Source organism: Mesoterricola sediminis (assembly GCF_030295425.1).
GTDB classification, from domain to species: Bacteria; Acidobacteriota; Holophagae; order Holophagales; family Holophagaceae; genus Mesoterricola; species Mesoterricola sediminis.
Genome location: NZ_AP027081.1, coordinates 180,155 through 202,698 on the forward strand (window position 1 = coordinate 180,155; position 22,544 = coordinate 202,698).

Sequence of the window (22,544 nt, forward strand, 5' to 3'; positions counted from 1 at the left end):
GGGGCCCTTCCGGGGGACCCTCGCGTAGCGATACAATTTCCTTCCCTTTCGCCACCCCTCATCCGGAGTCACCCCATGTCCTCCCTTCGAACCCGGCTCGTCCTCGGCCTCGCCCCCCTCGTGGTCCTGGCCGCCCCCCTCCGCGCGGAGCAGCCCGTGAAGCCCTCCCCCACCCTCGAAGCCCTCATCGCCCCCTGGACCGGCCCTTACGGCGGCGTGCCCCCCTGGGACAAGGTGAAGCCCGCCGACTTCGTGGCGGCCTTCGACCTGGCCATGGCCGACGCCCGCAAGCACATCCAGGCCATCGCCACGGATCCCGCGGCCCCGACCTTCCAGAACACCATCGAGGCCCTGGAGCGCGCGACCCGGATGTTCGACCGGGTCAACGTCCTCACCGGCGTCCACTTCAGCACCCTGAAGACCGGCGAGGTCCCCGCCATCGAGGCGGCCATGGCCCCCAAGCTCTCCGCCTACTTCGACGAGATCACCCAGAACGGCCCGCTCTTCAAGCGCATCGAGGCCGTCTACGAGAGCCGGGACAAGGCCGGGCTCACCCCCGTCCAGAAGCGGCTCGCCTGGGACTACTACACCAACTTCGTGCGCGCCGGGGCCAGGCTCGACCCCGCCCAGAAGACCCGGATCAAGGCCCTGAACCAGGAGCTGGCCTCCCTCTTCACCCGGTTCGCCCAGAACGTCGTCCTGGAGGAGAGCGAGGTCTTCGCCGTCTTCGACAAGGAATCCGACCTGGCCGGCCTCTCCCCCGACTTCAAGGCCTCCCTGGCCCGGGCCGCCGAGGCGAAGGGCCTCAAGGGCAAGTGGCTCGTCGCCAACACCCGCAGCGCCATGGAGCCCTTCCTCGCCTACTGCGACAACCGCGCGGCCCGCGAGAAGGTGTGGCGCAACTACATCAAGCGCGGCGACAACGACGACGCCCGGGACACCAAGGCCCTCATCCCCAGGATCCTGAAGCTCCGCTTCGAGCGCGCCCAGCTCCTGGGCTACAAGACCCACGCCCACTGGTCCCTCGAGAAGTCCATGGCCGGCACCCCTGAGAAGGCCGTTGCCCTGATGGAGGCCGTGTGGAAGCCCGCCGCCGCCCAGGTCCGCAAGGACGTGGCCGAGATGCAGGCCATCATCGCCAAGGAGGGCGGCAGCTTCAAGCTCGCCGCCTGGGACTACCGCTACTACGCGGAGAAGCTCCGCAAGGCCAAGTACGACCTGGACCTCAAGGAGGTCACGCCCTACATGCAGCTGGACAAGCTGCGTGAAGGCATGTTCTGGGCCGCGAACCGCGCCTACGGCGTGACCTTCCACCCCGTGGAGGGCCTGCCCGTGCAGCACCCCGACGTGAAGGTCTGGGAGGTCAAGGACGCCCGCGGCGCCCACCTGGCGCTCTGGTACTTCGATCCCTTCGCCCGGGCCGGCAAGAGCAGCGGCGCCTGGATGAACGAATACCGCACCCAGCGCCACTTCGACGGAGACGTCACGCCCATCGTCTCCAACAACTCCAATTTCACGAAGGCGGGCCCCGGCGAGCCGGTGCTCCTGAGCTTCGACGACGCCCAGACCATGTTCCACGAGTTCGGCCACGCCCTGCACGGGATGCTGAGCAACGTGGTCTATCCCTCCATGGCCGGCACCAACGTCGCCCGGGACTTCGTGGAGTTCCCCTCCCAGATCAACGAGCACTTCTTCCTGACCCCCGAGGTGCTCAACCGCTTCGCCCTCCATTACAAGACGGGCAAGCCCATTCCCCAGACCCTGGTGGACCGCATCAAGAAGGCCGAGACCTTCAACCAGGGCTTCATCACCATGGAGTTCCTGGCCTCGGCCATGATCGACATGAAGTTCCACCTGGCCGGGGGCGCCCCCATCGACCCCGCCAGGTTCGAGCGGGAGGAGCTGGCCCGCCTCGGCATGCCCGAGGAGATCGTGATGCGGCACCGGCCCACCCAGTTCAACCACATCTTCAGCTCGGACGGTTACTCGGCTGCCTACTACTCCTACCTCTGGGCCGACGCCCTCACGGCTGACGCCTGGGAGGCCTTCCTGGAGAACCGGGGCCCCTGGGACGACGCCGTCTCCGAGCGCCTGAAGGCCACCGTGCTGTCCGTGGGCAACACCTGGGATCCCGCCGACAGCTTCCGGGCCTTCCGGGGCCGGGACGTGAACACGGACGCGCTGATGCGCAAGCGGGGCTTCCTCAAGTAGCGGCGGCCCCAGGCGCGCCCCCGGCGGCCCACCGGGGGCGCGTTTGAAAAACTCCCTTGCTTTTCAAGGGAATCGGTGACATTCTGTTGGGCCTTGCCCTGGGCTCCCCAAGTGCGCCGCTCCCGACGCCGCCCGGGCCTCCAAGAGAGGATGCCATGTACGCAGTGATCCAGACCGGCGGCAAACAGTACCGCGTTTCCGAAGGCGACATCGTCCGTGTCGAACTCCTGGACAAGGAGATCAAGGACGCCGTCGTGTTCGACCGCGTGCTCCTGGTGGACGACAACGGGAACCTGAAGGTCGGCAAGCCCGTCCTCGAGGGCGCCTCCGTCACCGGCGAAGTCATCACCCATGACCGCGCCAAGAAGGTCGTCATCTTCAAGAAGAAGCGCACCACGACCTACCAGCGCACCAAGGGCCACCGCCAGGGGTACACCGAGGTCCGCATCAAGGGCATCCAGGCCTAGGCCGGTCATCGAGAAGCAGAGAGGTTAAGTCATGGCTCACAAAAAAGGTGTAGGTTCCAGCCGCAACGGCCGCGATTCCAATGCTCAGCGCCTGGGTGTGAAGGCCTTCGGCGGCCAGCTCGTGACCGCCGGGTCCATCATCGTCCGCCAGCGCGGCACCCGCTTCAAGATGGGCGTCAACGTCGGCATGGGCACCGACCACACGCTGTTCGCCAAGGTGGACGGCAAGGTGCGGTTCCAGGACAAGGGCCAGCACGGCCGTTTCATCCACGTGGATCCCGTCGAGGCCTGATCCACCCCGTCCGGATGATGAGCGCGCGGCGCATGGCCGTGCGCTCATCTCATTTCAGGCACCCTCATGTTCCTTGACCACCTGACCCTCCACCTGGAAGCCGGGCACGGCGGGGCCGGAGCCTGCTCCTTCCGCCGGGAGAAGTTCGCCGAGCGCGGCGGGCCCGACGGGGGCGACGGCGGCGTCGGCGGCTCCATCGCCATCCGCGCCACCCGGACCCTGAACACCCTCAACCCCTACCGCAACCAGCGGAACTTCGCGGCGGGGCGGGGGGGCAACGGCGAGGGCAGCCTCCGCCACGGCACCGACGGGGCCAGCATCACCCTCGAGGTCCCCCTGGGGACGGTGGTGCGGGACGCCTTCACCGGCGAGGTCCTCGCCGAGCTCATGGAGCCCGGCCAGACCGTCACGGTGGCCCGGGGCGGCCGCGGGGGCCTGGGCAACAACAACTTCAAGAGCTCCACCAACCGCACCCCCCGCCACGCCCAGCCCGGCGAGGACGGCGAGATCCGGGACGTGGACCTGGAGCTCAAGCTGATCGCCGACGTGGGCCTCGCGGGGCTGCCCAATGCCGGCAAGTCCACCCTGGTCAGCCGGGTCTCCGCCGCCCGGCCCAAGATCGCGGACTACCCCTTCACCACCCTGGAGCCCCAGCTGGGCGTCGTGGACGTGGACGGCGTCAACAGCTTCGTCATCGCCGACATCCCCGGCCTCATCGAGGGCGCCGCGGGCGGGGCGGGCCTGGGCGTCCAGTTCCTGCGCCACGTGGAGCGGACCCGCATGCTGCTGCACCTGGTGGACCTCTCGGATCCGATGCTGGAGCCCGAGGAGGCCATCGCCGTCATCGAGAAGGAGCTGGCCGCCTTCAGCGCCGTCCTGGCCGCCAAGCCCCGGTGGCTGGTGGGCACCAAGCTGGACGCCCTCCAGGATCCGGACCGCCGGTCCCGCTTCGAGGCCCTCTGCCGGGCCCGGGGCCAGGAGCCGATCCTCCTCTCCGGCGTCACGGGCGAGGGCATCCGGACCCTGGTGTACAAGCTCGGCGACGCCCTGCTGGGGTCCGGCCGCGCATGAGGCGGGTGGGGCTCCTGGGAGGCACCTTCAACCCTCCCCACGCCGGCCACCTCCGTCTCGCCGAACTCGCCATGGAACACCTCGCCCTGGACGAGGTGCGCCTGGTGCCCACCGCCCTGCCGCCCCACAAGGCCGCCCCCGGGCTGGACGGACCCGCCCGGGTCCGCCTCCTCCGGGACCTCCCCTACCCGGTGGAGACTCTGGAGGTGGAGCGCGGCGGCGCCAGCTACACCGTGGACACCCTGGAGGCCCTCGCCGCCCGGGAGCCGGAAGCCGCCTGGATCCTGCTGATGGGCAGCGACCAGTTCGAGGGGTTCGGGACCTGGCGCCGTCCGGACCGGATCCTCGAGCTCGCCGCCCTCGCCGTGTCCCCCCGCCCCGGGCGGGAGGCCTTCCGGGTGCCGGCCCTCCTGGACGGGCGGGAACGGGCCGCCTGGACCGGGGCCCCCGGGGAGTGGGTCCGCCTGCCGGGGACCCGGCTGGACCTGGCCTCCACCGGCCTCCGGACCCTCCTGGCGGAGGGGCTCGACCCCGAGGGGATCCCCCCTCAAGTTCTGGCTGCCATTTGCCGGGAAAACCAGTACCGTAATGACTGTTTGGGAGAACGAATGACCCTCGAGCCGCGGCTCGCGAGCGTGGTTGAAGCTGCCCGCTCCAAGAAAGCCTTCCGGATCCGCCTCTTCGATGTGACGGGGATCGCCAGCTTCACCGACACGTTCGCCTTCATGTCCGGCGGCAGCGACCGCCAGAACCGCGCCATCGCCGACGCCGTGGAGGAGAAGCTCAAGGAGCAGGGTGTCCGTCCCATCTCGCGCGAAGGCGAGCAGAACGGCAACTGGATCCTCCTGGATTTCGGGGACCTGATCGTCCACGTCATGGACGAGGAAACCCGCGGATTCTACAATCTTGAAGGCCTCTGGAAGGAGGGCAGGGAACTGGAGCTGCCGCCCGACGTCCCTCCTTCCGGCGCCGCGACCGAGACCCGGGAGGGGTGACCATGCTGAATTCCCACAACGCCTTCGACGCGATGTCGTCCCGCCTCCGCGTCGCGGCCGAGCTGTACGGTCTCGAGGAGGCGCTCTTCAAGGTCTTCATCGCCCCCATCCGCTCCATCATCGTCAGCTGCCCCGTGCACATGGACGACGGGCGCTGGGAGGTCTTCACCGGCTACCGCGTGCAGCACAACGTGGCGCGCGGCCCCGCGAAGGGCGGCATCCGCTACGACCCCCGCATCACCCTCGACGAGATCAAGGCCGGCGCCGCGTGGAACACGTGGAAGACCGCCGTGGTCGACGTGCCCTTCGGCGGCGGCAAGGGCGGCGTGATCTGCGATCCGACCCGCATGAGCGACGGCGAGCTGGAGCGGCTCACCCGCCGCTACATCGCCGAGATCATGGACCTGCTGGGTCCCGACCGGGACGTGCCCGGCATCGACATGGGCACCAACAGCCACGTGATGGCGTGGGTCCTGGACACGTACACCATGCACACCCGCAAGACCGAGAACGCGGTCGTCACCGGCAAGCCGATCTCCCTCGGCGGCAGCCTCGGGCGCACGGAGGCCGTGGGCCGCGGCATCCTCATCGCCGCCCGCGAGGCCATGCAGCGCCTGGGCAAGCCCCTGGCCGGGTCCACCCTCGCGGTGCAGGGCTTCGGCAACGTGGGCTCCCAGGCGGCGCGCCTCCTGCACGAGGCCGGCGCGCGCATGGTGGCCGTCTCCGACCTGAAGGGCGCCATCCGCAACGACCGCGGCATCGACACCCACGCCCTGCTCAAGTACCACGCCGAGCACAAGACCGTCGTGGGCTTCCGGGGCGCCGAGCCCATGGACGCGAAGGAGCTCCTCACGATGCCCGTGGACATCCTCGTGCCCGCGGCCACCGAGAACCAGATCACCGAGGACAACGCCGCCAAGGTCCGGGCCAAGGTCGTGGTGGAGGGCGCCAACGGGCCCACCAGCCCCGAGGCCGACCCGATCCTCCTGGACAACGGCGTCCTCGTCGTGCCCGACATCCTGGCCAACGTGGGCGGCGTCACCGTGAGCTACTTCGAGTGGGTGCAGAACCGCCTGGGCTTCTACTGGCGGGAGCGCGAGGTCAACGAGCGCCTCGTGGAGTACATGACCCACGCCTTCCAGGCCGTGTTCGCCACCACCGACAAGTTCAAGACCAACCCCCGCATCGGCGCCTACATCCTGGCCCTGGACCGCGTGAGCCAGGCCATGCACGCCCGTGGGTTCTACGCCTAGGTCCGTCGCCGCCCTCCTCCTCCTCGCCGCCGCCCTCCCCGGGATGGCCGGCGAGCCGGCGGGAACGGCCCCGCTCCGGGCCGGGCTGGTCCGCCTCGAGCGCCAGCTCCACGGCCGCATCGGCGTGGCCGCGCGGCAAGGCTCCCGTTCCCTCACCTACCGGGGGGACACGCGTTTCGCCACCTGCTCCACCTTCAAGTGGGTGCTGGGCGCCGCCATCCTGGAGGCCGTGGACGCGGGCCGCCTGCGCCTGGACCAGCCGGTGCCCCTCCGGGAGGCCGCCCTCGTGGCCCACAGCCCCGTCACCCGCGCCCGGCTCGCCGAGGGGAGCCTGTCGGTGGCGGACCTGTGCGAGGCCACCCTCACCGTGAGCGACAACGGGGCCGCGAACCTGCTGGAGCCGCTGATCGGCGGACCCGCCGGCCTCCAGGCCTTCGCCCGGCGCCTGGGGGACCGGATGTTCCGCCGCGACCGCCCGGAACCGGAGCTCAATACGAACCTGCCGGGGGATCCCCGGGACACCACGAGCCCGGCGGCCATGACCGGCCTCCTGGTCCGGGTGATGACCACGGGCGTCCTGGCCCCGCCCTCCCGGGACCGGCTCCTGGGCTGGATGAAGGCCGCCACCACGGGCGCGGCCCGCATCCGGGCCGGGGTCCCGGCGGGGTGGACCGTGGCCGACAAGACCGGCACGGGCCTGCGGGGCGCCGCCCATGACGTGGCGGTCCTGATGCCCCCGGACGGCGAGGCGGTCTACCTCACCGTCTTCGTGAACGCCCCCCGGGCCACCCCCGCGGAACGGGACGCGGCCATCGCGGAGGCGACGCGGCGGGTCCTGGACGCCCTCCGCTAGGGTGGGTTCGTGATCTAGGATAGTAATGGCTAATACCCATCCGTGCCGGAGCATGAGGGAGCTGGAATAGTGAGTCTGTGCTGCAGTGCCTGATGGCGCCGCGCATTCGCAGCATCCTATTGGAACGCGGAGGCGCGGAGGATCTCGCTGAGGCTCGCGGAGAAAGGATCAAGCCCTTGTATGTATCACCCGCTTGATTCCACCGTCTTTGAAAGGCCACTGACGGAAATTGAGGAGCAGGCCGACCTCCATTCCGCTGAAACGCAGCTGGGTGTTCAGTTGCGCGAAGTGGGCATCCATCAGTTTCTCGACCGCCTTAGCCTCCACGGCCACGAGGTCGTCAACCAGCAAATCCAGCCGGTAGGCCCGCTCAACCACAAGCCCCCTCCACTCGATATCCAGGGGCAGGTTCCAGGAGCGCTTTCCTCCGCGACCCTCTGCGAGATCCTCCGCGCCTCCGCGTTTCATAGGATCAATGAGGATCCGGAACGCTTGTCACCCTCCGCTCATAGCCTCAGCCAGATCACGATGCAGGCCAAAGCCACCTGGGCTGAGAAACTTCGCGCCGTTTTGTCGAACCTGGTGGCCAGCGCCCTGAACTGTTTGAGCTTGGCGAACCCATGCTCGATGGCATGGCGGGCCTCGTATAGGTGTGAGACCCAGGCCGCCGGATTCTTGCGCCGGGGATGAGGTGGGATGACGGCTGTCGCACCCATGGCCTCGATCGCCTTCCTTACCGGGTTCCCATCGTAGGCCCGATCTCCGAACACGTACTCTGCCTGCCAACCGCACAGCAATCCTTCAGCAGACCGGCTTTCATGGGCTTGCCCCGGAGTGACCAGGAAATCCAAAGGATTACCGTGGGCATCGCAGATCAAATGGATCTTGGTCGAGCATCCACCCCGAGATCGTCCGAGCGCCTGGTTCCAGAGCCCCCCCTTTTGCCTGCTGAATGTTGATGAGCGCGAAGGATGGTGCCATCCAGCATGACCCACTCCAGGTCGGCTTCCTTGCGCAGGAACTCCAGGATCCTTTGCCACACGCCGCGCTTGGTCCAGGCCTCAAATCGCGTGTACACGCTTGTCCAAGGTCCAGATTCCTCCGGCAGGTCCCTCCACGGCGCCCCAGTCCTGTGCCTCCACAGGATCGCCTCCACCATGGGACGGTTGGGGTGACGGGATCGCCCCATCCCTCCACGCTCTGGCGGAAGGAGCGGTTCAAGCTTTGCCCACATGGCATCGGTCAGGAAACGTCTCGGCATCGTTACCCCAGGAAAATTCGTGGTGTACGAGCCTTTACGTATGAGTACAAGTTAACTATTTATCTAATCTATAGATTCCGAACACAGCCTAGGGAGCGTTTGGGCTTTTTGAACCACGTTCGCGGCGCAACCAAGCAGCGCGATGTCGAGCACCCTCCTCTGGATCCACCCTGCTCCGACCCGAACGGGTATTCGCCATCCCTGATTGGACCTTCCGAACACGCCCTAGCCGCCGGTGGTCTCCCGCCCGCCAACCGCGCCCTCCCACCGGCATCGAACGGTGGAGGTTGCCCGTGACCATCCAGCCCCTGACCGATCCCCCCCTGCCGCCCAAACCGGGCCCGCCCCAGGGTCCCCCCCCGGCCGGCGATCCGCCCCTCGTGCCGCCCCCCCATCCGGGACCGGGCGGCGATCCGGGGGCACCGGCGGGGGATCCGCCGGTGCCCCCCATCGTCGAGGCGCGCCGTCAGAAGACCCGGAGCAGGGCCACGTACCCGTTCACGGAGCGGGCCCCGGGGAGGGTGCTCGCCAGGCCCACCCCCAGGTCCACCCGCACGGTGGTGAACCAGCCGAATCCGGGCAGGTCGCCGGCGATGCCCAGGCCCGTGAGGGCGTAGGTCTTCCGGTCATCCAGGGCCCGGGCCCAGGCCTGGTCCAGGCTCAGGGTGAGCCGGAGGCGGGGGCCGGTGGGCAGGACGAGGCCGGCCTTGGCGTAGGTCACCTGGTCGGAGGTGATGGCGTCGCTGCGCAGGCCGGCGATGCGCACATCCCCGCCGGTGCCGCCCAGGTCCAGGGACTGGAACCGGTCGAAGCCCTTGCCGCCGAGGTAGCCCGCCTCGCCGTGCACCCAGGCGCCCTGGCCGACCTTCAGGTCGTAGCCCACGCTGCCCCCCCAGCGCTGGTAGTCCGCGATGGTGTGGCTGAAGGACCAGGGCAGGCCATAGATCCCCTCCGGTCGGCGGCCTTCCCCATAGAAACCGGCCAAGCGGAAGCCCCGGTGGAGCCAGCTGAGTTCCCCCGTGAGCTGGCGGTTCCAGCCCGAGGGCGGCAGGATGAAGCCCGGCGTCCAGTGATCGTCCTTCCAGGGCTTGCTGAAGTGCTCGTAGGCCAGGTCCGCGCGCCCCTGGAGCCGGAACCCCGCGCCCAGGTCGTGGGCCAGGCCCAGGACCAGCCGACCGGACCGGAGCCCCACGCCCTCCCCGTCCACGGGGTGGCCGTTGCGGATGGGCCGCTGGGTGGAGGGCAGGAGGCTGAACGCCAGGCGCACGCTGGCGTCGAAGCCCGCGAAGGCGTTGGGGATGGTCATCTGCCCCTGGTTGTAGAGGATGGCGGTGAGGGCGCTGATCTGGATGCCCTTGCCCCAGGCGTCGTAGTCGAAGTAGGCCAGCCCGCCCAGGGGGATGACGGGCAGGGGCAGGGTCGGATCGATGAGGAGGAGGCCGCCGACGCCCCGGCCCCAGGAGCGGGGCCGGGCCTCGGTGACCCGGGTGCCATCGGCCTGCTTGTTGAAGTAGCGTACCCCGTCGGGGGTGGCCCGGAGCATCGTGCCGTCGGACTTGCGCACGGCCTCGCGGCGTTCGGAGAACCCGCCGCCGTTGAACAGGAAGTTGGAGTAGACGGCGGTGCGACTCACCTGGGCGATGCGGCCGCCCACCACCCAGCGTTCGAAAGTCTGGGCGCCGGTCTGCGTCCAGAGGCCGGGTTCCGGCTCCCCGTAGGTGAGGATGCGGTCCTCGGACTTGATGATGCCCGGCAGGCCGGACCGCCCGGACCGCTCTTCCAGGACCCGGCCGCTGGCCTCGTCCACCCGGAGCGTGCCCGTGTAGAAGAGCGGGTCCCCGTCGGCGGGGGTGAAGCGGATGAACCGCTGGCCGGGGCCGGCGGGGCCGCCGTCCTCGTAGCGGTAGCGCTCGGTCAGGGTGAGGGCCGCGGGGGCGGCCATGCTCACCCGGCTTTCCACGATGGGCAGCTGGAGGCCCGCGCCGATCTTGGCGCGCACGCCGTTGAAGAGGACCTCCTTCTGGAGCGTCTCCTCGGGTTCGCCCGCCGCCCGGAAGGCCCGGAAGCGGAAGCCCAGGTCGGTGCCCGTGCCCTGCTCCGACTGGATGTGGAGGTCCAGGGCCAGGTCCGCCTCGACCGTCTTCACCCGGAGGCTCTCCCGCAGGCGCTCGGCCCGCACCTTGGCGAGGAGGGCGCCCACATCGTAGGCCTCCCGGGCCGTCACCTGGACCTCGTGCCGGTCCCGGGGCGGGGCCGCGGCGACCCAGGCCGCGTTCTCGAAGCGCCAGGCCCGGGCCTGCCCCGTGGCGGGATCCCGCAGCAGGAGGGTGCCGAAGCCGCCCTCCACGTCGCCCTGGGTCCCGGCCTCCTGGGCGAGGCGCGCCGCGGGCGTGCCCGGAGGCGCCACCACCCGGCCGCCGTCCCCCAGCAGTTGGCCCAGGCGGGGGCCCGGGTCGGAGGGCAGCCACAGGGACCAGGGACGGCCGGGGAAGCCCTCCTGGGCGCGGGCCAGGAGGGGGCCCCAGGCGGCGGGGTCGGGCCCCAGGTCCGCGGGCAGGAGGGCGCCGCCCTGCACGGCGCCCCAGGCCGCCTCATCGAGGATGGGGGGCGCCTCGGGGTCGAAGGCCAGGTAGAGGACGACGCCGGGATGGGCGGCCCGGAGCGCCTGGGCGGCCGCGAGGAGGAGGGGGATCCGCCCCTCGCCCCGGGGCAGGAGGATGCGGACCGCGGCCTGGGCCTGGAGCGGGGCGACCCGCCGGGCCCAGGCGTCCACCCGGGCCTGGACCTGGGCGGGATCCCGGACGTCGGCGGGAACCCACTCGGCCGCCGAGGCATCCCTCAAGTCCAGAATTCCCGGCACATCCACACCCACACGGAGGGGGGCTTGAGCGGCGAGGGCGCAGCAGGCGGCGATGAAGCATATGGTCCTGGGGGTCAAGGGGCCTCCGGGGTGCGGTCAGCCGCCAGTGTAGCGTTTCCGGCGCCGGCCCATGTGAGGCTATCCTTGGTTCAGAGCTGCCCATGCGATTCACTGTGAAGTTCACAACCTCCGCCGGCGAGATCCTCATCCGGGATTTCGAAGGGGCGAATCCGGACGATGTGAGGGCCCGCGTGCTCGCGGAGGGGAACTTCCCCATGGAGGTGCGGCGCAGCCTCGGGGCCTTCCGCCGGCAGAAGGAGCTGGGGGCCGACACCCTCATCCTCTTCAACCAGGAGCTCCTCGCGCTGCTCAAGGCCGGCATTCCCCTCCTCCAGTCCCTGGAACTCCTCGTGGGCCACGGCAAGGACCCCCTCCTTCGGCGGTCCCTGGAGCGGGTGGTCGAGCTGCTGCGGGAGGGCATGTCCTTCTCGGAGGCCATGGAGCAGGTGGGCACCTTCCCGGCCGTGTACCGGGCCAACGTGGTCGCCGGTGAACGCAGCGGCACCCTGCCGGACGTGATCGCGCGCTGGCTGGCATTCCAGGCCTTCGCCCAGACCAGCCGCCGCCGCATCGTGGAGGCCCTCTTCTACCCGGCCTTCCTCATCGTGGTCCTCATCATCGCCCTGGGCGTGATCTTCAACATCGTGCTGCCCCGCTTCGCCGAGATCTACAACGGCAGCGGCATCGAGATGCCCCGGATCACCCAGGCCCTGCTGGACACCGGGAACTTCGTGCGCCGCACCTGGTACTTCCAGGTGGCCGGCCTGGTGGGCGCGGTCGTGGCCCTCCGGTGGATGCTGACCACCGAGTCCGGCAAGCGCCAGTGGGAGCGCATGATCCTGGCCCTGCCCCGGCTCGGGGTCCTCTACCGCATGTACCATTCCTCGGTGTTCACCCGCACCCTCGGGGTGCTCCTCTCCGGCGGCATGCCGGTCCTCCAGGCCCTGGAGGTGATCCAGCGCACCACGCCCAGCGAGCGCATGCGCACCCGCCTGCACAACGTGGTGGACCTGGTCCGGGCCGGCACCTCCCTGCACCTGTCCCTGGAGCAGTCCAAGCTCCTGGACCCCCTGGCCGTGGAGATGACCCGGGTGGGCGAGCAGTCCAGCGCCTTGCCGGACATGCTCAACCACGTGTCCGACTTCTTCGACCAGGAGGTGGAGAAGGCCACGACGGCGGTCACCTCCCTGATCGGGCCGGTCCTCATCCTCTTCATGGGCGTCACGGTGCTGGGCCTGCTCCTGGCCGTCTACATTCCGCTCTTCACCGCCGGCTCCACGGTCCGCTGATCAGCGGTACCGGGTCTTCAGCCACTTGTTGGGGTCCTGGGGCTGGGTGAGGTGGCGGATCTCGAAGCCGAGCCGCGGCCCGTCCACGGTCACGCCCACGGTGCCCACGGGCTCGCCCTGCTTCAGGACCTGGCCCTTGGCGGCGCCTACGCCCCGCAGGTGGGTGTAAAGGCTGAACCAGCCCCCGCCGTGGTCCAGGATCACCATCGGCCCGAAGGACTGGTAGATGTCGGCGAAGACCACCTTGCCGTCGGCCACGGCCGCGACGGGGGCCCCGGCGGTGGCGGCGATGAGCAGGCCGCTCTGCATGGTGCGGGTGTGGAACTTGGGGTGGAGGTGCTCGCCGAAGGCCTGGGCCAGGGTGCCGGGAGTGGGCTGGGGCAGCTCGCCCCGGAGGCCGGCGAAGGCGAGGCCGGGCTCGAAGGCGTCGGGCCTGGGCTTGCTCAGGAGCTGGTTGAGCATGCGCTCCAGCTGCAGGGCCTCCTCGGCGAGCTCGGCCTGCACCGACTTCTGGCGGCTCTCGTCCTGCTTCAGGCCGTCCAGGAAGCCCTCGAGCCGCTCCTCGTTGAGCTTCAGGCTGGCCTGGAGGCGGTGGGCCTCCTCCTCCTCCCGGGCCAGCCGCGCCACGGCCTCCTGGATCTCGGCCTCCCGCCGCGCCAGGTCCGTCTGGAGCCGCTGGATGCGGTCCAGGCGCCGGCGCTGCTGGTTGCGCAGGTAGGCCACGTACCGGCCCTGGGACAGGTACTGCTCGAAGGAGCCGAAGGCGGTGGCGAGGCCCAGGTCGCCCAGGGGCCCCAGGGCCTGCATCCAGCGCACCTCGCGGCGGAGCTCCTCGCGGCGCTGCTGGATCTCGCGGGCGGTCTCCTCCTTCCGCTGGGTGATGGCCGCCACCTCCAGCCGGGCCTGGTCCCGCTTGAGCCGGGCCTGCTCGGCCTGGGCCCGCACGCGGTCGGCCTGGAGGGAGATGCCCTGGAGCTCCACGAGGACGCCCTTCCGGCGCTTCTTGAGGGCCTCCATCTGCTGGTCCACCGCCTTGAGGGCGGACTGGATGCCGGCGAGGCGCTCCTTCACCTGCCCCAGGTCCTGGGGCGCGGGAAGGGGCTCCTGGGCCGGGAGGACCGTCAGGGCCAGCAGCAGGAGGGGCTTCCTCAACCCCTGCTCCGCTTCGCGCCCTTGCCGGGCAGGAGCAGGAGGAGGGCCGCCAGGAGGATGGGGAGCCCCAGGGAAAGGGGCAGCGCCTTCCAGGCGAAGGGGTCGGAGGGGAGCTGGGAGCTCGGGAGGGCGCGGCCCAGGAAGGCCATCAGCTTGACGAGGCCCTTGGAGACCTCCAGGTCCCCGAGGAACTCGCCGCCCCAGGCCATCACCCGGCCCACTTCCTGGAGCCCGTAGGCCAGGATCACCGCCAGCCCCCGGTTGGACCGGAGGAGGCAGCCCAGGGCCGCGGACCAGAGGAGGAGCTCCAGGCCCAGGACCACCGCGTTGGTGTCCGCCAGGAGGATCCGGGGGGCCAGGGGGTTGCCGAGGAGCTTCCAGCTGGCGGCGAAGAGGGGCAGGATCGCCACCTGGCTGAGGAAGAGGCCGTGGGCGAAGGCCATGGGGGCGCCCAGGGTGAGGCCCTTGAAGCGCTCCGCCCGCGACCCGGCCCCGAGCCACTCGCCCAGGGGGAAGATGCCGCCGAGCAGGATGACGGCCGGCACCACCGCGAAGATGAACCGGCCGAGGATGTCCACGGCCCAGGCCTTGGGATCGTCGGCCACGAAGCCGATGGGGATGCCCGACCCGAAGATCATGAGCTGGGAGCCGTCGCCCCCGAAGCCCCCCACCCCGCCCAGCACGACGCCGGCCAGGAGGAGGCTCACGCAGGTCCATACGATGCGCAGTCTGGAACTTCCAAAACGATCCATGAATACTCCAGGGTCCTGGGCAATTCTACCTCTTTGCGGGAGGCCGCGCCCGGGGCTATGGTGGAGGCCCTTGCGGAGGCGACATGAACGTTGAACTCCTCACCCGCGACGCCCTGGCGGCCTTCGCCGCCTCCCGCCGCCAGGCCTTCGAGGCCGAGCTTAAGACCCTGGTGGAGATCCCCTCCGTCTCCAGCGACCCGGAACGCGCCGGGGACCTCCGCCGCTGCGCGGAGGCCGCCGTGGACCTCTTCCGCCGGCACGGGGGGGAGGCCGGGATCCTGGAGACCGCGGGCAACCCCATCGTCCACGGTCGCCTCGACGGGGATCCCGCCTGGCCCGTGATCACGGTCTACAACCACCTGGATGTCCAGCCCGCCAACGAGCCCGAATGGACGACGGAACCCTTCGCCATGGGCGTGGACGGCGACACCTACCGGGGCCGGGGCACCACCGACGACAAGGGCCCGGCCCTCAGCGCCTTCTTCGGGGCCCTCGCGGCCCGGGAGGCCGGGGTCCCCCTCAACATCCGGTTCATCTGGGAGCTGGAGGAGGAGATCGGCTCCCCCAGCTTCCGGGGCGGGCTCGAGGCCCACCGGGAGCGCCTGGCCACGGACGCCGTCGTCGTCAGCGACACGGTGTGGCTGACCCGGGGCCGGCCCAGCACCCCCGCGGGGCTCCGGGGCCTCCAGGGGTTCCGCCTGACCCTGGAGACGGCCCGCCACGACCTCCATTCCGGCGTCGTGGGGGGCGCGGCCCGCAACCCCCTCGCGGAGCTCATGTCCGTGGTGGCCGCCATGGTGGACGGCCACACCGGGAAGGTCCGCATCCCCCACTTCTACCGGAAGGTGGTGAAGCCCGGCCGGAAGGAGCTCAAGGAATGGGAGAAGTCGGGCTTCTCCGTCGAGACCTTCATGCGGGACCACGAGGTCCTCGGGCTCCGCACGGAGCACCCCCTCAAGGTGATGAAGCGCATCTGGGGCCGCCCGACCCTGGAGGTCCACGGCGTGGTGGGGGGCTACACGGGCCCCGGCATCAAGAGTTCCGTCCCGCCCCGGGCCGAGGTGAAGCTGAGCTGCCGCCTGGTGCCTGACATGGACGGCCCCTCCACCCTGGACCTGATCCGGCGCTGGCTCGCGGCCAACTACCCCGACGTCCAGCTCCACGAGGAGCACGGCCTGGCCCCCTTCAAGGGCCACACCACCGGCCGGTACGCGGAGGCCGTCAAGGAGGCCTACGCCTTCGCCTTCGGCGCCCCCTGCGCCTTCACCCGGGAGGGGGGCTCCATCGGCGCCGTGGGCACCCTGGAGGAGGTCCTGGGCTGCGAGGTCTACTTCCTGGGCCTCTCCCTCCCCAGCCACGGGTACCACGCCCCCAACGAGAACTTCGACTGGGAGCAGGCCTCGGGGGGCATGGCGGCCTTCGCCCACTACTTCCGGCAGGTGAGCGCCTTCTGATCCGCGGGCGGGGTCGCCCAACCGGCCGTGCCATGGGACACTGGGCCCATGACGCCCAATGGCCGGAAACCCTGGTACCGATCCAGCACCTTCTGGATCTTCGTGGGGCTCTTCCTGGGCGTCCTGCTCGGGGGGTTCCTGCCGGCGGACCGCCACCCCTGGGCCTACAACGTCTTCCGCTTCATGTCCAAGGCCTTCATCAGCCTCATCAAGGGGCTGATCGTGCCCCTCCTCTTCTCCACCATCGTCGTGGGCATCGCCCAGACCGGGGACGTGAAGGCCGTGGGCCGGATGGGGGGCAAGGCCCTCCTCTACTTCGAGGTGGTGACGACCCTGGCCCTGGTCATCGGGCTGGTGATCGCCAACACGGTCCAGCCGGGGGCGGGGCTCGTCCTGGATCCCGGGAGCCACGTGGCCCTGGCCAAGGCCAAGACCGGGTGGGAGATCGCCCTCCACGTGTTCCCCAGCAACCTGGTCCAGCACGCCGCCGAGGGGGACATCCTCCCCGTGGTCATCTTCGCCACCCTCTTCGGCATCGGCCTGACCCGCATCGGGGACCGGGGCGCCCCGGTGCTGGCCTTCTTCGACGGGGTGGCCCAGACCATGTTCAAGTACACGGACATGGTGATGACCCTCACCCCCCTGGGCGTCTTCGGAGCCATGGCCTACAACGTCAGCGCCATGGCCGGCGGGCAGGGCACCGCCCTGAAGGGCTGGCCGGCGGTGTTCCACCTGCTGCGCCAGTACAGCCTCTTCGTGGGCAGCCTCTACCTGGCCCTGGCCGTCCTCGTGGGCCTGGTCTTCGTGCCGGTGATGCTGGCCTGCGGGATCCGGGTCTGGGGCTTCCTCAAGGCCATCAAGGACCCGGCCCTGACCGCCTTCTCCACCGCCAGCAGCGAGGCCGCCCTGCCCAAGCTCCTGGAGGAGGTGGTACGCTTCGGGGTCCCCCGGCGGGTGGCGAGCTTCGTCATCCCGACGGGCTATTCCTTCAACCTGGACGGATCGACCCTGTACCTGGTCCTGGCTTCCCTGACCATCGCCCAGGCGGCCAAGATCCCCATGACCCTCACGCAACAGATATTGATGGTGCTGACCTTCATGCTCACCTCCAAGGGCGTGGCCGGGGTTCCCCGGGCCACGCTGGTGATCATCGCCGGCACCTGCGCCAGCTTCGGCCTGCCCGGCGAGGCCGGCATCGCCCTGCTGCTGGCGGTTGATGAAATCAATGACATGGCCCGCACCACGGTGAACGTGGTCGGCAATGGCCTCGCCTCCGTGGTCATCGCCAAATGGGAGGGCCTCTTCGGAACGGAGGATGCCATGGAGGAAACGGCGTGAAGCTTGTCATCTGGGACTTCGACGGGACCCTGGCCGATACCCGGCCCATCATCGAGGCGGGCATGGACCACGCCCTGGGACGCCTGGGCCTGCCGCCGGAGGTGCGGGAGGAATGGCTGAAGTACGTGGGGCTGCCCGTGGAGGAGGGCATCCGCCAGACCTTCGGGCCGCTGGGCCTGACGGTGGAGGAGGTCCTGCCGGTCTACCGGACCTTCAAACATTCGGAACACGAACACTTGATCACCGGCTTCGACGGCATGACCGAGCTCCTGGCCGAACTCCACCGCCGGGGGGTCCGGCAGGCCGTGGCCTCCAGCAAGCGCTCGGAACCCCTCCGCCGCCAGATCGCCGCCCTGGAATGGACCACCTACTTCGATCCCGTCATCTCCCCCGACGAGGTCAGCCGCCCCAAGCCGGACCCCGAGAGCATCCACGTCATCCTGGCCGCCCTCGGCGCGGCCCCGGAGGACACGGTCATGGTGGGCGACACCCCCTTCGACCTGGAGATGGCCCAGCGGGCCGGGGTGAAGGGCGTGGCCGTGGGCCACGGCTTCTACGGCCAGCGGGACCTCCACGCGTTCTCCCCCATGGCCTACGCGCCCGACGTGGCGGCCCTGCGGGATGTCCTCCTGGCCTGGAGCGGCGCATGACCCTCACCCACCTCGACCCCGAAGGCCGTCCCCGCATGGTGGACGTCTCCGCCAAGGCGCCCACCCGGCGCCGGGCGGTGGCTGCGGGCTACCTGGCCCTTTGCCCGGAATGCGCGGAGGCCCTGGCCACGGGCGGGGGCCCCAAGGGGGACCCCTGGTCCACGGCCCGGATCGCGGCCGTCCTGGGCGCCAAGCGCACCGGGGACCTCATCCCCCTGGCGCACCCCCTGCCCCTGGAGGCGGTGACGGTGGAGCACCGGTTCGACCCGGCGCTCCGCCGGGCCTGGCTCCGGGCGGAGGTGAGCCTGGAAGGGCGCACGGGGGTCGAGATGGAGGCCCTGACGGCGGTCAGCGTGGGCCTGCTGGCCCTCTACGACATGCTCAAGGCGGTCAGCCACCGCATGGAGGTGGGTCCGGTCCGCCTCCTCCTCAAGGAGGGGGGGCGCCGGGGGCGCATCCAGGAGGCCTGGGAGGATTGTCCCTGGCAAGAGTGATGCCGAAAATTTCATGCCACTCGGTTGGCTGCTGAATTATCCTTGAAAACCCTGAAGATCTTTGCTTTTCCAACCGGACTGGTCCTGTAAACGGAACGCATTTTCGTTTGCCAGGGGCGAGGTCCCTGGTCTAGCATCAGGTTTCCGAACGTCCACCATGGGTCTGAACCCAAGGAGGCTGGTTAGCGCCCCACAACCCGACTCTGCTCCCGCATGAGGAGATTTCATGCGCAGTTCTCTGCTCGTCATCGCACTCATTGTCTCCGGTCTGTCCGGGAGCCTTCAGGCTGCCAAGACGTCCCGTTCCGCCACCCACAAGGTCCGGAGGGGCGAGACGGCGGCCCGCATCGCCCGGGACAACAACCTGTCCCTGTCGGACCTGGAGGCCCTCAATCCGAAGCTGGACCTGGACCGCCTCCAGGCGGGCACCCAGGTGCGGGTCCGGGGCGCCGTGCCCCGCAAGGCCGAAACCCCGAAGGAGGGGTACCGGCGGGCCCTCCGGCCCGTTCCCGCCCTTCCCGCCACGCCGCCCACCGGCCCCTCGGCCCTCCCCCACCTGGAGCAGATCCTCCCGGTGCAGGCCCGGGACCTGACCGCGGACACCCCGGCGCCCGAGGAAAGCCCCAAGCTGGCCGGCATCCAGCCCGTGCTCCCCCCCGAGACGGCGGCCCCCGCCCCCGCGCCCCAGACCTTCCAGCCGGCGGACCCCGCCCACCTGGACCTGCTCTGGCCCGTGGAGACCCGGACCGTGAGCTCCGGCTGGGGACCCCGCATGCGGTCCAAGACCGTGAAGGTCAAGTCCAAGAAGAAGCGGGTCCGCTATCGCGGCAGCCACAAGGGCCTCGACCTGAACGCCCCCCAGGGCACCGACGTCTACGCCTGCATGGACGGGGTGGTCGTGACCGCCGGCCGCCAGAAGGGCTACGGCAACTACGTGATGATCGACCACGGCAACGGCGTGATCACCCTCTACGGCCACCACTACCGCAACTTCGTCAGCGGGGGCGAGGTCGTCCACCGGGGGCAGAAGATCGCCGAGGTGGGCCGCACCGGCAACGCCACCGGGCCGCATCTCCACTTCGAGCTGCGGGTGGACGGCGAGGTCCAGAATCCCCTCCCGTTCCTGAACGACGTCGAGGAGATCCCCGCCGACCAGATCGCCCAGAACCGCTCCGCGGTGGCCCCCAAGACCCGGCGCTGATTTTCCAAGAACTTCCGGCCGGCTCGCTGCACCCATCCCCTTGAAGAAGCCAATTTGGCGCATGCGTGTTAGGCTTTGCCTTTGGGCAGGTTCAAGAGGTGATCATGGTGGTTCGTCCAATCGGGTTGCGCGCCTGCGCGGCCATGTTGTTCTCCGCATTCGTCCTGCTTAGCGGCCTGGCGTGCGGCAAATCGGCTGCCCGGAAGGCCGCCGAGGCGACCACGTTCGATGTCTCCGGGACCGTGAAGTACACCCGGATTCCCGTGCACTACGACGCCAACGGCGTGCCCACGGGCTACGAGACGGACAGTTCGACCTTCGTCAGCGCCGCGGCGCGCGGGGTCGTCGTCCGGGTCTTCCAGAAGAAGCCGCAGATCGGCACCGACTACCAGTCCGTGGACGTCTGGACCCTGGTGGGCACCACGACCACCGATTCCGACGGCAAGTACGCCGTCAACGGGTCGGCCCTGAAGGGCTACCCGACCTTCGTGGAGCTGGCCAGCGTGGCCACCCAGGCCGTCAGCCCCGCGTCCGTCATCACCCTCATCGCCGATCCCGCGGGGGTCTACAGCACCTCCCGGATCCTGGACCGTCCGATCTATGCCCAGCGCAAGGCCCTGGACGGCACCGTCTCCTCCGGCGATCCCACCCACGCGTCCCTGGGGACCGCGTCGGCCACCGTGGACTTCACCGTGGGCCTGGACGATCCGTGGATGGTCGTCGGCCAGAAGTGGTGGATCCCGGCCTCCAGCAGCTTCGCCATGCCCGAGACCGTGGCCGCCGGCAGCCGCGTCGTGGGGATCCTCGACTCCTTCTACGTCTTCGGCCAGGTCTACGGGAACTGCGTGCCCACCAGCACGTCCGGGGCCCTGGACCTGCACTACCGGCCGGGTCTGACGGCCCGCCGGGGCACCTTCGTGGAGTACAACCCCGAGCTCCTGCCCCTGTCCTGGGACGGGTCGGCCTACCACTACCTCGGGGCCGTCGCCGGCGGCGGCACCCTGGACGGGACCGTCCAGCAGGACGACGCCTTCAACACCAACGTCCTCTACCGGATGCTGGGGCGGAACATGGTCTACGGCCAGCGCAAGACGGCGGTCCTGCCCGACGGGAACCCCGCGACGAGCCTGGCGCCGGACCTGGTCCTGGTCGAAGGCTTCGGGGACGCCATGGCCGCCGAGATGGTGAAGTCGCCCTACCTGTGCGGCCCGACCCCCGCCACCCGGTTCACCGCCGTGCGGGACATCCGGGACCTGTCCGCCCTCACCCCGGCCCAGATCTCGGGCTTCAGCGCCCCGGCCATCACCGCCCTGACCTGGGACCTGGCCCTGATCAACACCAAGATCACGGCCCCGGGCACGGCGACGGCCTGGAAGGACATCACGCCCATCAACCTCCTCCGCTTCTACACCCTGCTGGCCCCCACCGCCGACTCCGGCACGGCCACCGTGACCACCGACTGCGTCAGCCTCTTCACCCAGCTGGCCCGGCTCCAGGAGGACAAGGGCTCCGCGGACAACTCCGACCTCAAGACCTTCTTCACCGACGCGGTCCTGACGCCCCTTTGCGCCAAGTACAACGTCACCTGGTCGGGCAAGGACAATGCGATCCTCCCCAAGTACACCCAGACCTGGGGCATCGATCCCGACACCCTCGTGACCCCCTTCCCGACCTTCACCATGTCCATGGCGCAGGCCGTGAAGACCCGCCGGTACGACATCACCTACCCCGCGGGCACCGCCGTCGAGACGGCCGTGGACGCCTACCCCAACACCAGCTACGACGAAGTCCGCTACGCGCGGTTCGCCCTGACCTCGGACCGGGCCTACACCCTCCGGGTCACCACGGTGCCGGCCCTGCCGGCCGGGGCCCAGATCGAGGTCCGCCTCGACGGGGACGCCCAGCAGACGTACCTCTTCCCGAAGCTGAGCTCCCAGGCCCTCACCCTGGCCGGGAACCCCTCCGATTTCAGCACGCCGACCTGGCACACCCTGCGCATCCGCATCCTCAGCCCGGACGTGCAGGTGCCGGGCACCCAAGTCACCATCCACCTGGAGAAGAAGAACTGATGAACGTCCAAGCTGCCCTGGAGGTCCTGGGAGGCCGTGCCCCCTTCGTGCCCGAAATCGCCCTTGTCCTCGGTTCCGGCCTCGGCGCCCTGGCCGGGTGCCCCGAAGCGAAGGACGGCGTCTCCATCCCCTTCACGGACCTGGGCTTCCCGGTCCAGACGGTGCAGGGACACCAGGGCAAGCTGATCTACTGCGAACTGGAGGGCCGCAAGGTCGTGCTCCAGGCCGGCCGGTTCCACTTCTACGAAGGCAACCCCATGGAGCTGGTGACCGCGCCGATGCGGATCCACGGGCGCATGGGCGTCAAGGCGGTGGTGCACACCAACGCCGCCGGGGCCGTGAACGCCGGGTTCGGCGTGGGCCAGCTGATGGTCATCACCGACCACATCAACCTGATGGGCACCAACCCCCTCATCGGCCCCAACCAGGAGCCCGGTCCCCGCTTCCCCGACATGACCGCGGCCTATGACAAGGCCCTCACCGCCCAGATCCTGGGCGCGGCCTCCCGCCTGGGCCAGAAGGTGCAGCAGGGCGTCTACCTCGCCGTCACCGGCCCCAGCTTCGAGACGCCCGCCGAGATCCGGGCCTTCCGCGCCCTGGGCGCCGACGCCGTGGGCATGAGCACGGTCCCCGAGGTCATCGTGGCCCGCCACGAGGGCATGCGGGCCGCCGGTATCTCCTGCCTCTGCAACATGGCCGCCGGGATGCTCGACCAGCCCCTGACCCACCAGGAGGTCCTGGAGGCCGGGGCCGCCGCCGCCGCCGACTTCGAGAAGCTGGTCCGCGCCTTCCTGAAGAACCTGGCCCTGTAGCGCCCCGGGC

The 22,544-nt window shown here is 69.9% G+C and carries 20 protein-coding genes; 15 read left to right on the forward strand and 5 right to left on the reverse strand.

Translation table 11 applies throughout. The features are described 5' to 3' along the window. Positions 1-75: 75 nt before the first annotated feature. From R2J75_RS00795 to bla, 7 genes are all read left to right on the forward strand, one after another. On the forward strand, positions 76-2,211 hold the full coding sequence (locus tag R2J75_RS00795) for a M3 family metallopeptidase (RefSeq protein WP_243332878.1): 2,136 nt from the start codon (positions 76-78) through the stop codon (positions 2,209-2,211). Between the two features lie 155 nt (positions 2,212-2,366). Then, positions 2,367-2,678, forward strand: a complete 312-nt coding sequence (rplU, locus tag R2J75_RS00800) for a 50S ribosomal protein L21 (protein ID WP_243332875.1) — start codon at positions 2,367-2,369, stop codon at positions 2,676-2,678. A gap of 31 nt (positions 2,679-2,709) precedes the next feature. Beyond that, a complete protein-coding gene (gene rpmA / locus R2J75_RS00805) occupies positions 2,710-2,970 on the forward strand; it encodes a 50S ribosomal protein L27 (RefSeq protein ID WP_243332873.1) in 261 nt (86 codons plus the stop codon). A gap of 66 nt (positions 2,971-3,036) precedes the next feature. Further along, a complete protein-coding gene (gene obgE / locus R2J75_RS00810; RefSeq protein ID WP_243332872.1) occupies positions 3,037-4,041 on the forward strand; it encodes a GTPase ObgE in 1,005 nt (334 codons plus the stop codon). Beyond that, the gene (rsfS, locus tag R2J75_RS00815) at positions 4,038-5,036 is read left to right on the forward strand and encodes a ribosome silencing factor (RefSeq protein WP_279342068.1); all 999 of its coding nucleotides are present in this window, start codon (positions 4,038-4,040) and stop codon (positions 5,034-5,036) included. The genes obgE and rsfS overlap by 4 nt, the downstream gene beginning before the upstream one ends. 2 nt (positions 5,037-5,038) lie before the next feature. Further along, positions 5,039-6,289 (forward strand): Glu/Leu/Phe/Val family dehydrogenase, encoded by a 1,251-nt coding sequence (locus R2J75_RS00820; protein WP_243332868.1) that lies wholly within the window; start codon positions 5,039-5,041, stop codon positions 6,287-6,289. Next, a complete protein-coding gene (gene bla, locus R2J75_RS00825; RefSeq protein WP_316410899.1) occupies positions 6,273-7,142 on the forward strand; it encodes a class A beta-lactamase in 870 nt (289 codons plus the stop codon). Before R2J75_RS00820 ends, bla begins: the two co-directional genes overlap by 17 nt. A gap of 168 nt (positions 7,143-7,310) precedes the next feature. Here the strand turns inward: bla and R2J75_RS00830 are convergent, their stop codons facing one another. The 3 genes from R2J75_RS00830 to R2J75_RS00840 all read right to left on the reverse strand — a co-directional run bounded on the left by R2J75_RS00830 (position 7,311) and on the right by R2J75_RS00840 (position 11,245). Continuing rightward, positions 7,311-7,610, reverse strand: coding sequence for a GxxExxY protein (locus tag R2J75_RS00830; RefSeq protein WP_316410900.1), 300 nt, complete (start codon positions 7,608-7,610; stop codon positions 7,311-7,313). A 38-nt stretch (positions 7,611-7,648) separates the two neighbouring features. Further along, positions 7,649-8,403 (reverse strand): IS5 family transposase gene (locus tag R2J75_RS00835; RefSeq protein ID WP_316410901.1). Its coding sequence is split into 2 segments (ribosomal slippage): positions 7,649-8,070 and positions 8,070-8,403, totalling 756 coding nucleotides; the frame shifts between segments, so codons are not numbered across the junction. A 466-nt stretch (positions 8,404-8,869) separates the two neighbouring features. Beyond that, positions 8,870-11,245 carry a hypothetical protein gene (locus tag R2J75_RS00840; protein WP_243330058.1) on the reverse strand — a complete coding sequence of 792 codons (2,376 nt, stop codon included), beginning with the start codon at positions 11,243-11,245 and terminating at the stop codon, positions 8,870-8,872. 179 nt (positions 11,246-11,424) lie between these two features. Here R2J75_RS00840 and R2J75_RS00845 point away from each other — a divergent pair, with 179 nt between their 5' ends. Beyond that, on the forward strand, positions 11,425-12,612 hold the full coding sequence (locus R2J75_RS00845; RefSeq protein ID WP_243330061.1) for a type II secretion system F family protein: 1,188 nt from the start codon (positions 11,425-11,427) through the stop codon (positions 12,610-12,612). On the opposite strand, the gene R2J75_RS00850 is transcribed toward R2J75_RS00845, so the two are convergent. Both R2J75_RS00850 and R2J75_RS00855 read right to left on the reverse strand, forming a co-directional pair. Further along, a complete protein-coding gene (locus R2J75_RS00850; RefSeq protein WP_243330065.1) occupies positions 12,613-13,764 on the reverse strand; it encodes a murein hydrolase activator EnvC family protein in 1,152 nt (383 codons plus the stop codon). Further along, on the reverse strand, positions 13,761-14,516 hold the full coding sequence (locus tag R2J75_RS00855; protein WP_279342640.1) for a hypothetical protein: 756 nt from the start codon (positions 14,514-14,516) through the stop codon (positions 13,761-13,763). Before R2J75_RS00855 ends, R2J75_RS00850 begins: the two co-directional genes overlap by 4 nt. An 83-nt stretch (positions 14,517-14,599) precedes the next feature. On the opposite strand from R2J75_RS00855, the gene R2J75_RS00860 reads away from it, so the two are divergent. The 7 genes from R2J75_RS00860 to R2J75_RS00890 all read left to right on the forward strand — a co-directional run bounded on the left by R2J75_RS00860 (position 14,600) and on the right by R2J75_RS00890 (position 22,534). Then, complete coding sequence (locus R2J75_RS00860) at positions 14,600-15,970, forward strand: M20/M25/M40 family metallo-hydrolase (RefSeq protein ID WP_316410902.1); 1,371 nt, start codon at positions 14,600-14,602, stop codon at positions 15,968-15,970. Positions 15,971-16,018: 48 nt separating this feature from the next. Then, positions 16,019-17,308, forward strand: coding sequence for a dicarboxylate/amino acid:cation symporter (locus R2J75_RS00865; protein ID WP_243330068.1), 1,290 nt, complete (start codon positions 16,019-16,021; stop codon positions 17,306-17,308). Next, complete coding sequence (locus R2J75_RS00870) at positions 17,305-17,958, forward strand: HAD family hydrolase (RefSeq protein WP_243345966.1); 654 nt, start codon at positions 17,305-17,307, stop codon at positions 17,956-17,958. Before R2J75_RS00865 ends, R2J75_RS00870 begins: the two co-directional genes overlap by 4 nt. Further along, positions 17,955-18,452, forward strand: a complete 498-nt coding sequence (gene moaC, locus R2J75_RS00875) for a cyclic pyranopterin monophosphate synthase MoaC (protein ID WP_243330072.1) — start codon at positions 17,955-17,957, stop codon at positions 18,450-18,452. Before R2J75_RS00870 ends, moaC begins: the two co-directional genes overlap by 4 nt. A 226-nt stretch (positions 18,453-18,678) precedes the next feature. Next, entirely contained in the window at positions 18,679-19,653 is a 975-nt protein-coding gene (locus R2J75_RS00880) for a peptidoglycan DD-metalloendopeptidase family protein (RefSeq protein ID WP_243330074.1), read from the forward strand. Between the two features lie 104 nt (positions 19,654-19,757). Beyond that, positions 19,758-21,722, forward strand: a complete 1,965-nt coding sequence (locus R2J75_RS00885) for a hypothetical protein (protein ID WP_316410903.1) — start codon at positions 19,758-19,760, stop codon at positions 21,720-21,722. Beyond that, positions 21,722-22,534: a purine-nucleoside phosphorylase gene (locus R2J75_RS00890; RefSeq protein WP_243330078.1), complete on the forward strand. Its 813-nt coding sequence runs from the start codon at positions 21,722-21,724 to the stop codon at positions 22,532-22,534. Before R2J75_RS00885 ends, R2J75_RS00890 begins: the two co-directional genes overlap by 1 nt. Positions 22,535-22,544: the final 10 nt, after the last annotated feature.

Excerpts from the sequence above, each read along its gene's own strand:
- R2J75_RS00865 (WP_243330068.1), top strand. The coding sequence starts at position 16,019 with ATGACGCCCAATGGCCGGAAACCCTGGTACCGATCCAGCACCTTCTGG.
- R2J75_RS00820 (WP_243332868.1), top strand. The coding sequence starts at position 5,039 with ATGCTGAATTCCCACAACGCCTTCGACGCGATGTCGTCCCGCCTCCGC.
- R2J75_RS00885 (WP_316410903.1), top strand. The coding sequence starts at position 19,758 with ATGGTGGTTCGTCCAATCGGGTTGCGCGCCTGCGCGGCCATGTTGTTC.
- R2J75_RS00880 (WP_243330074.1), top strand. The coding sequence starts at position 18,679 with ATGCGCAGTTCTCTGCTCGTCATCGCACTCATTGTCTCCGGTCTGTCC.
- R2J75_RS00830 (WP_316410900.1), bottom strand. The coding sequence starts at position 7,610 with ATGAAACGCGGAGGCGCGGAGGATCTCGCAGAGGGTCGCGGAGGAAAG.
- R2J75_RS00890 (WP_243330078.1), top strand. The coding sequence starts at position 21,722 with ATGAACGTCCAAGCTGCCCTGGAGGTCCTGGGAGGCCGTGCCCCCTTC.
- obgE (WP_243332872.1), top strand. The coding sequence starts at position 3,037 with ATGTTCCTTGACCACCTGACCCTCCACCTGGAAGCCGGGCACGGCGGG.
- R2J75_RS00845 (WP_243330061.1), top strand. The coding sequence starts at position 11,425 with ATGCGATTCACTGTGAAGTTCACAACCTCCGCCGGCGAGATCCTCATC.
- rplU (WP_243332875.1), top strand. The coding sequence starts at position 2,367 with ATGTACGCAGTGATCCAGACCGGCGGCAAACAGTACCGCGTTTCCGAA.
- rpmA (WP_243332873.1), top strand. The coding sequence starts at position 2,710 with ATGGCTCACAAAAAAGGTGTAGGTTCCAGCCGCAACGGCCGCGATTCC.
- R2J75_RS00795 (WP_243332878.1), top strand. The coding sequence starts at position 76 with ATGTCCTCCCTTCGAACCCGGCTCGTCCTCGGCCTCGCCCCCCTCGTG.
- R2J75_RS00855 (WP_279342640.1), bottom strand. The coding sequence starts at position 14,516 with ATGGATCGTTTTGGAAGTTCCAGACTGCGCATCGTATGGACCTGCGTG.
- moaC (WP_243330072.1), top strand. The coding sequence starts at position 17,955 with ATGACCCTCACCCACCTCGACCCCGAAGGCCGTCCCCGCATGGTGGAC.
- rsfS (WP_279342068.1), top strand. The coding sequence starts at position 4,038 with ATGAGGCGGGTGGGGCTCCTGGGAGGCACCTTCAACCCTCCCCACGCC.
- R2J75_RS00860 (WP_316410902.1), top strand. The coding sequence starts at position 14,600 with ATGAACGTTGAACTCCTCACCCGCGACGCCCTGGCGGCCTTCGCCGCC.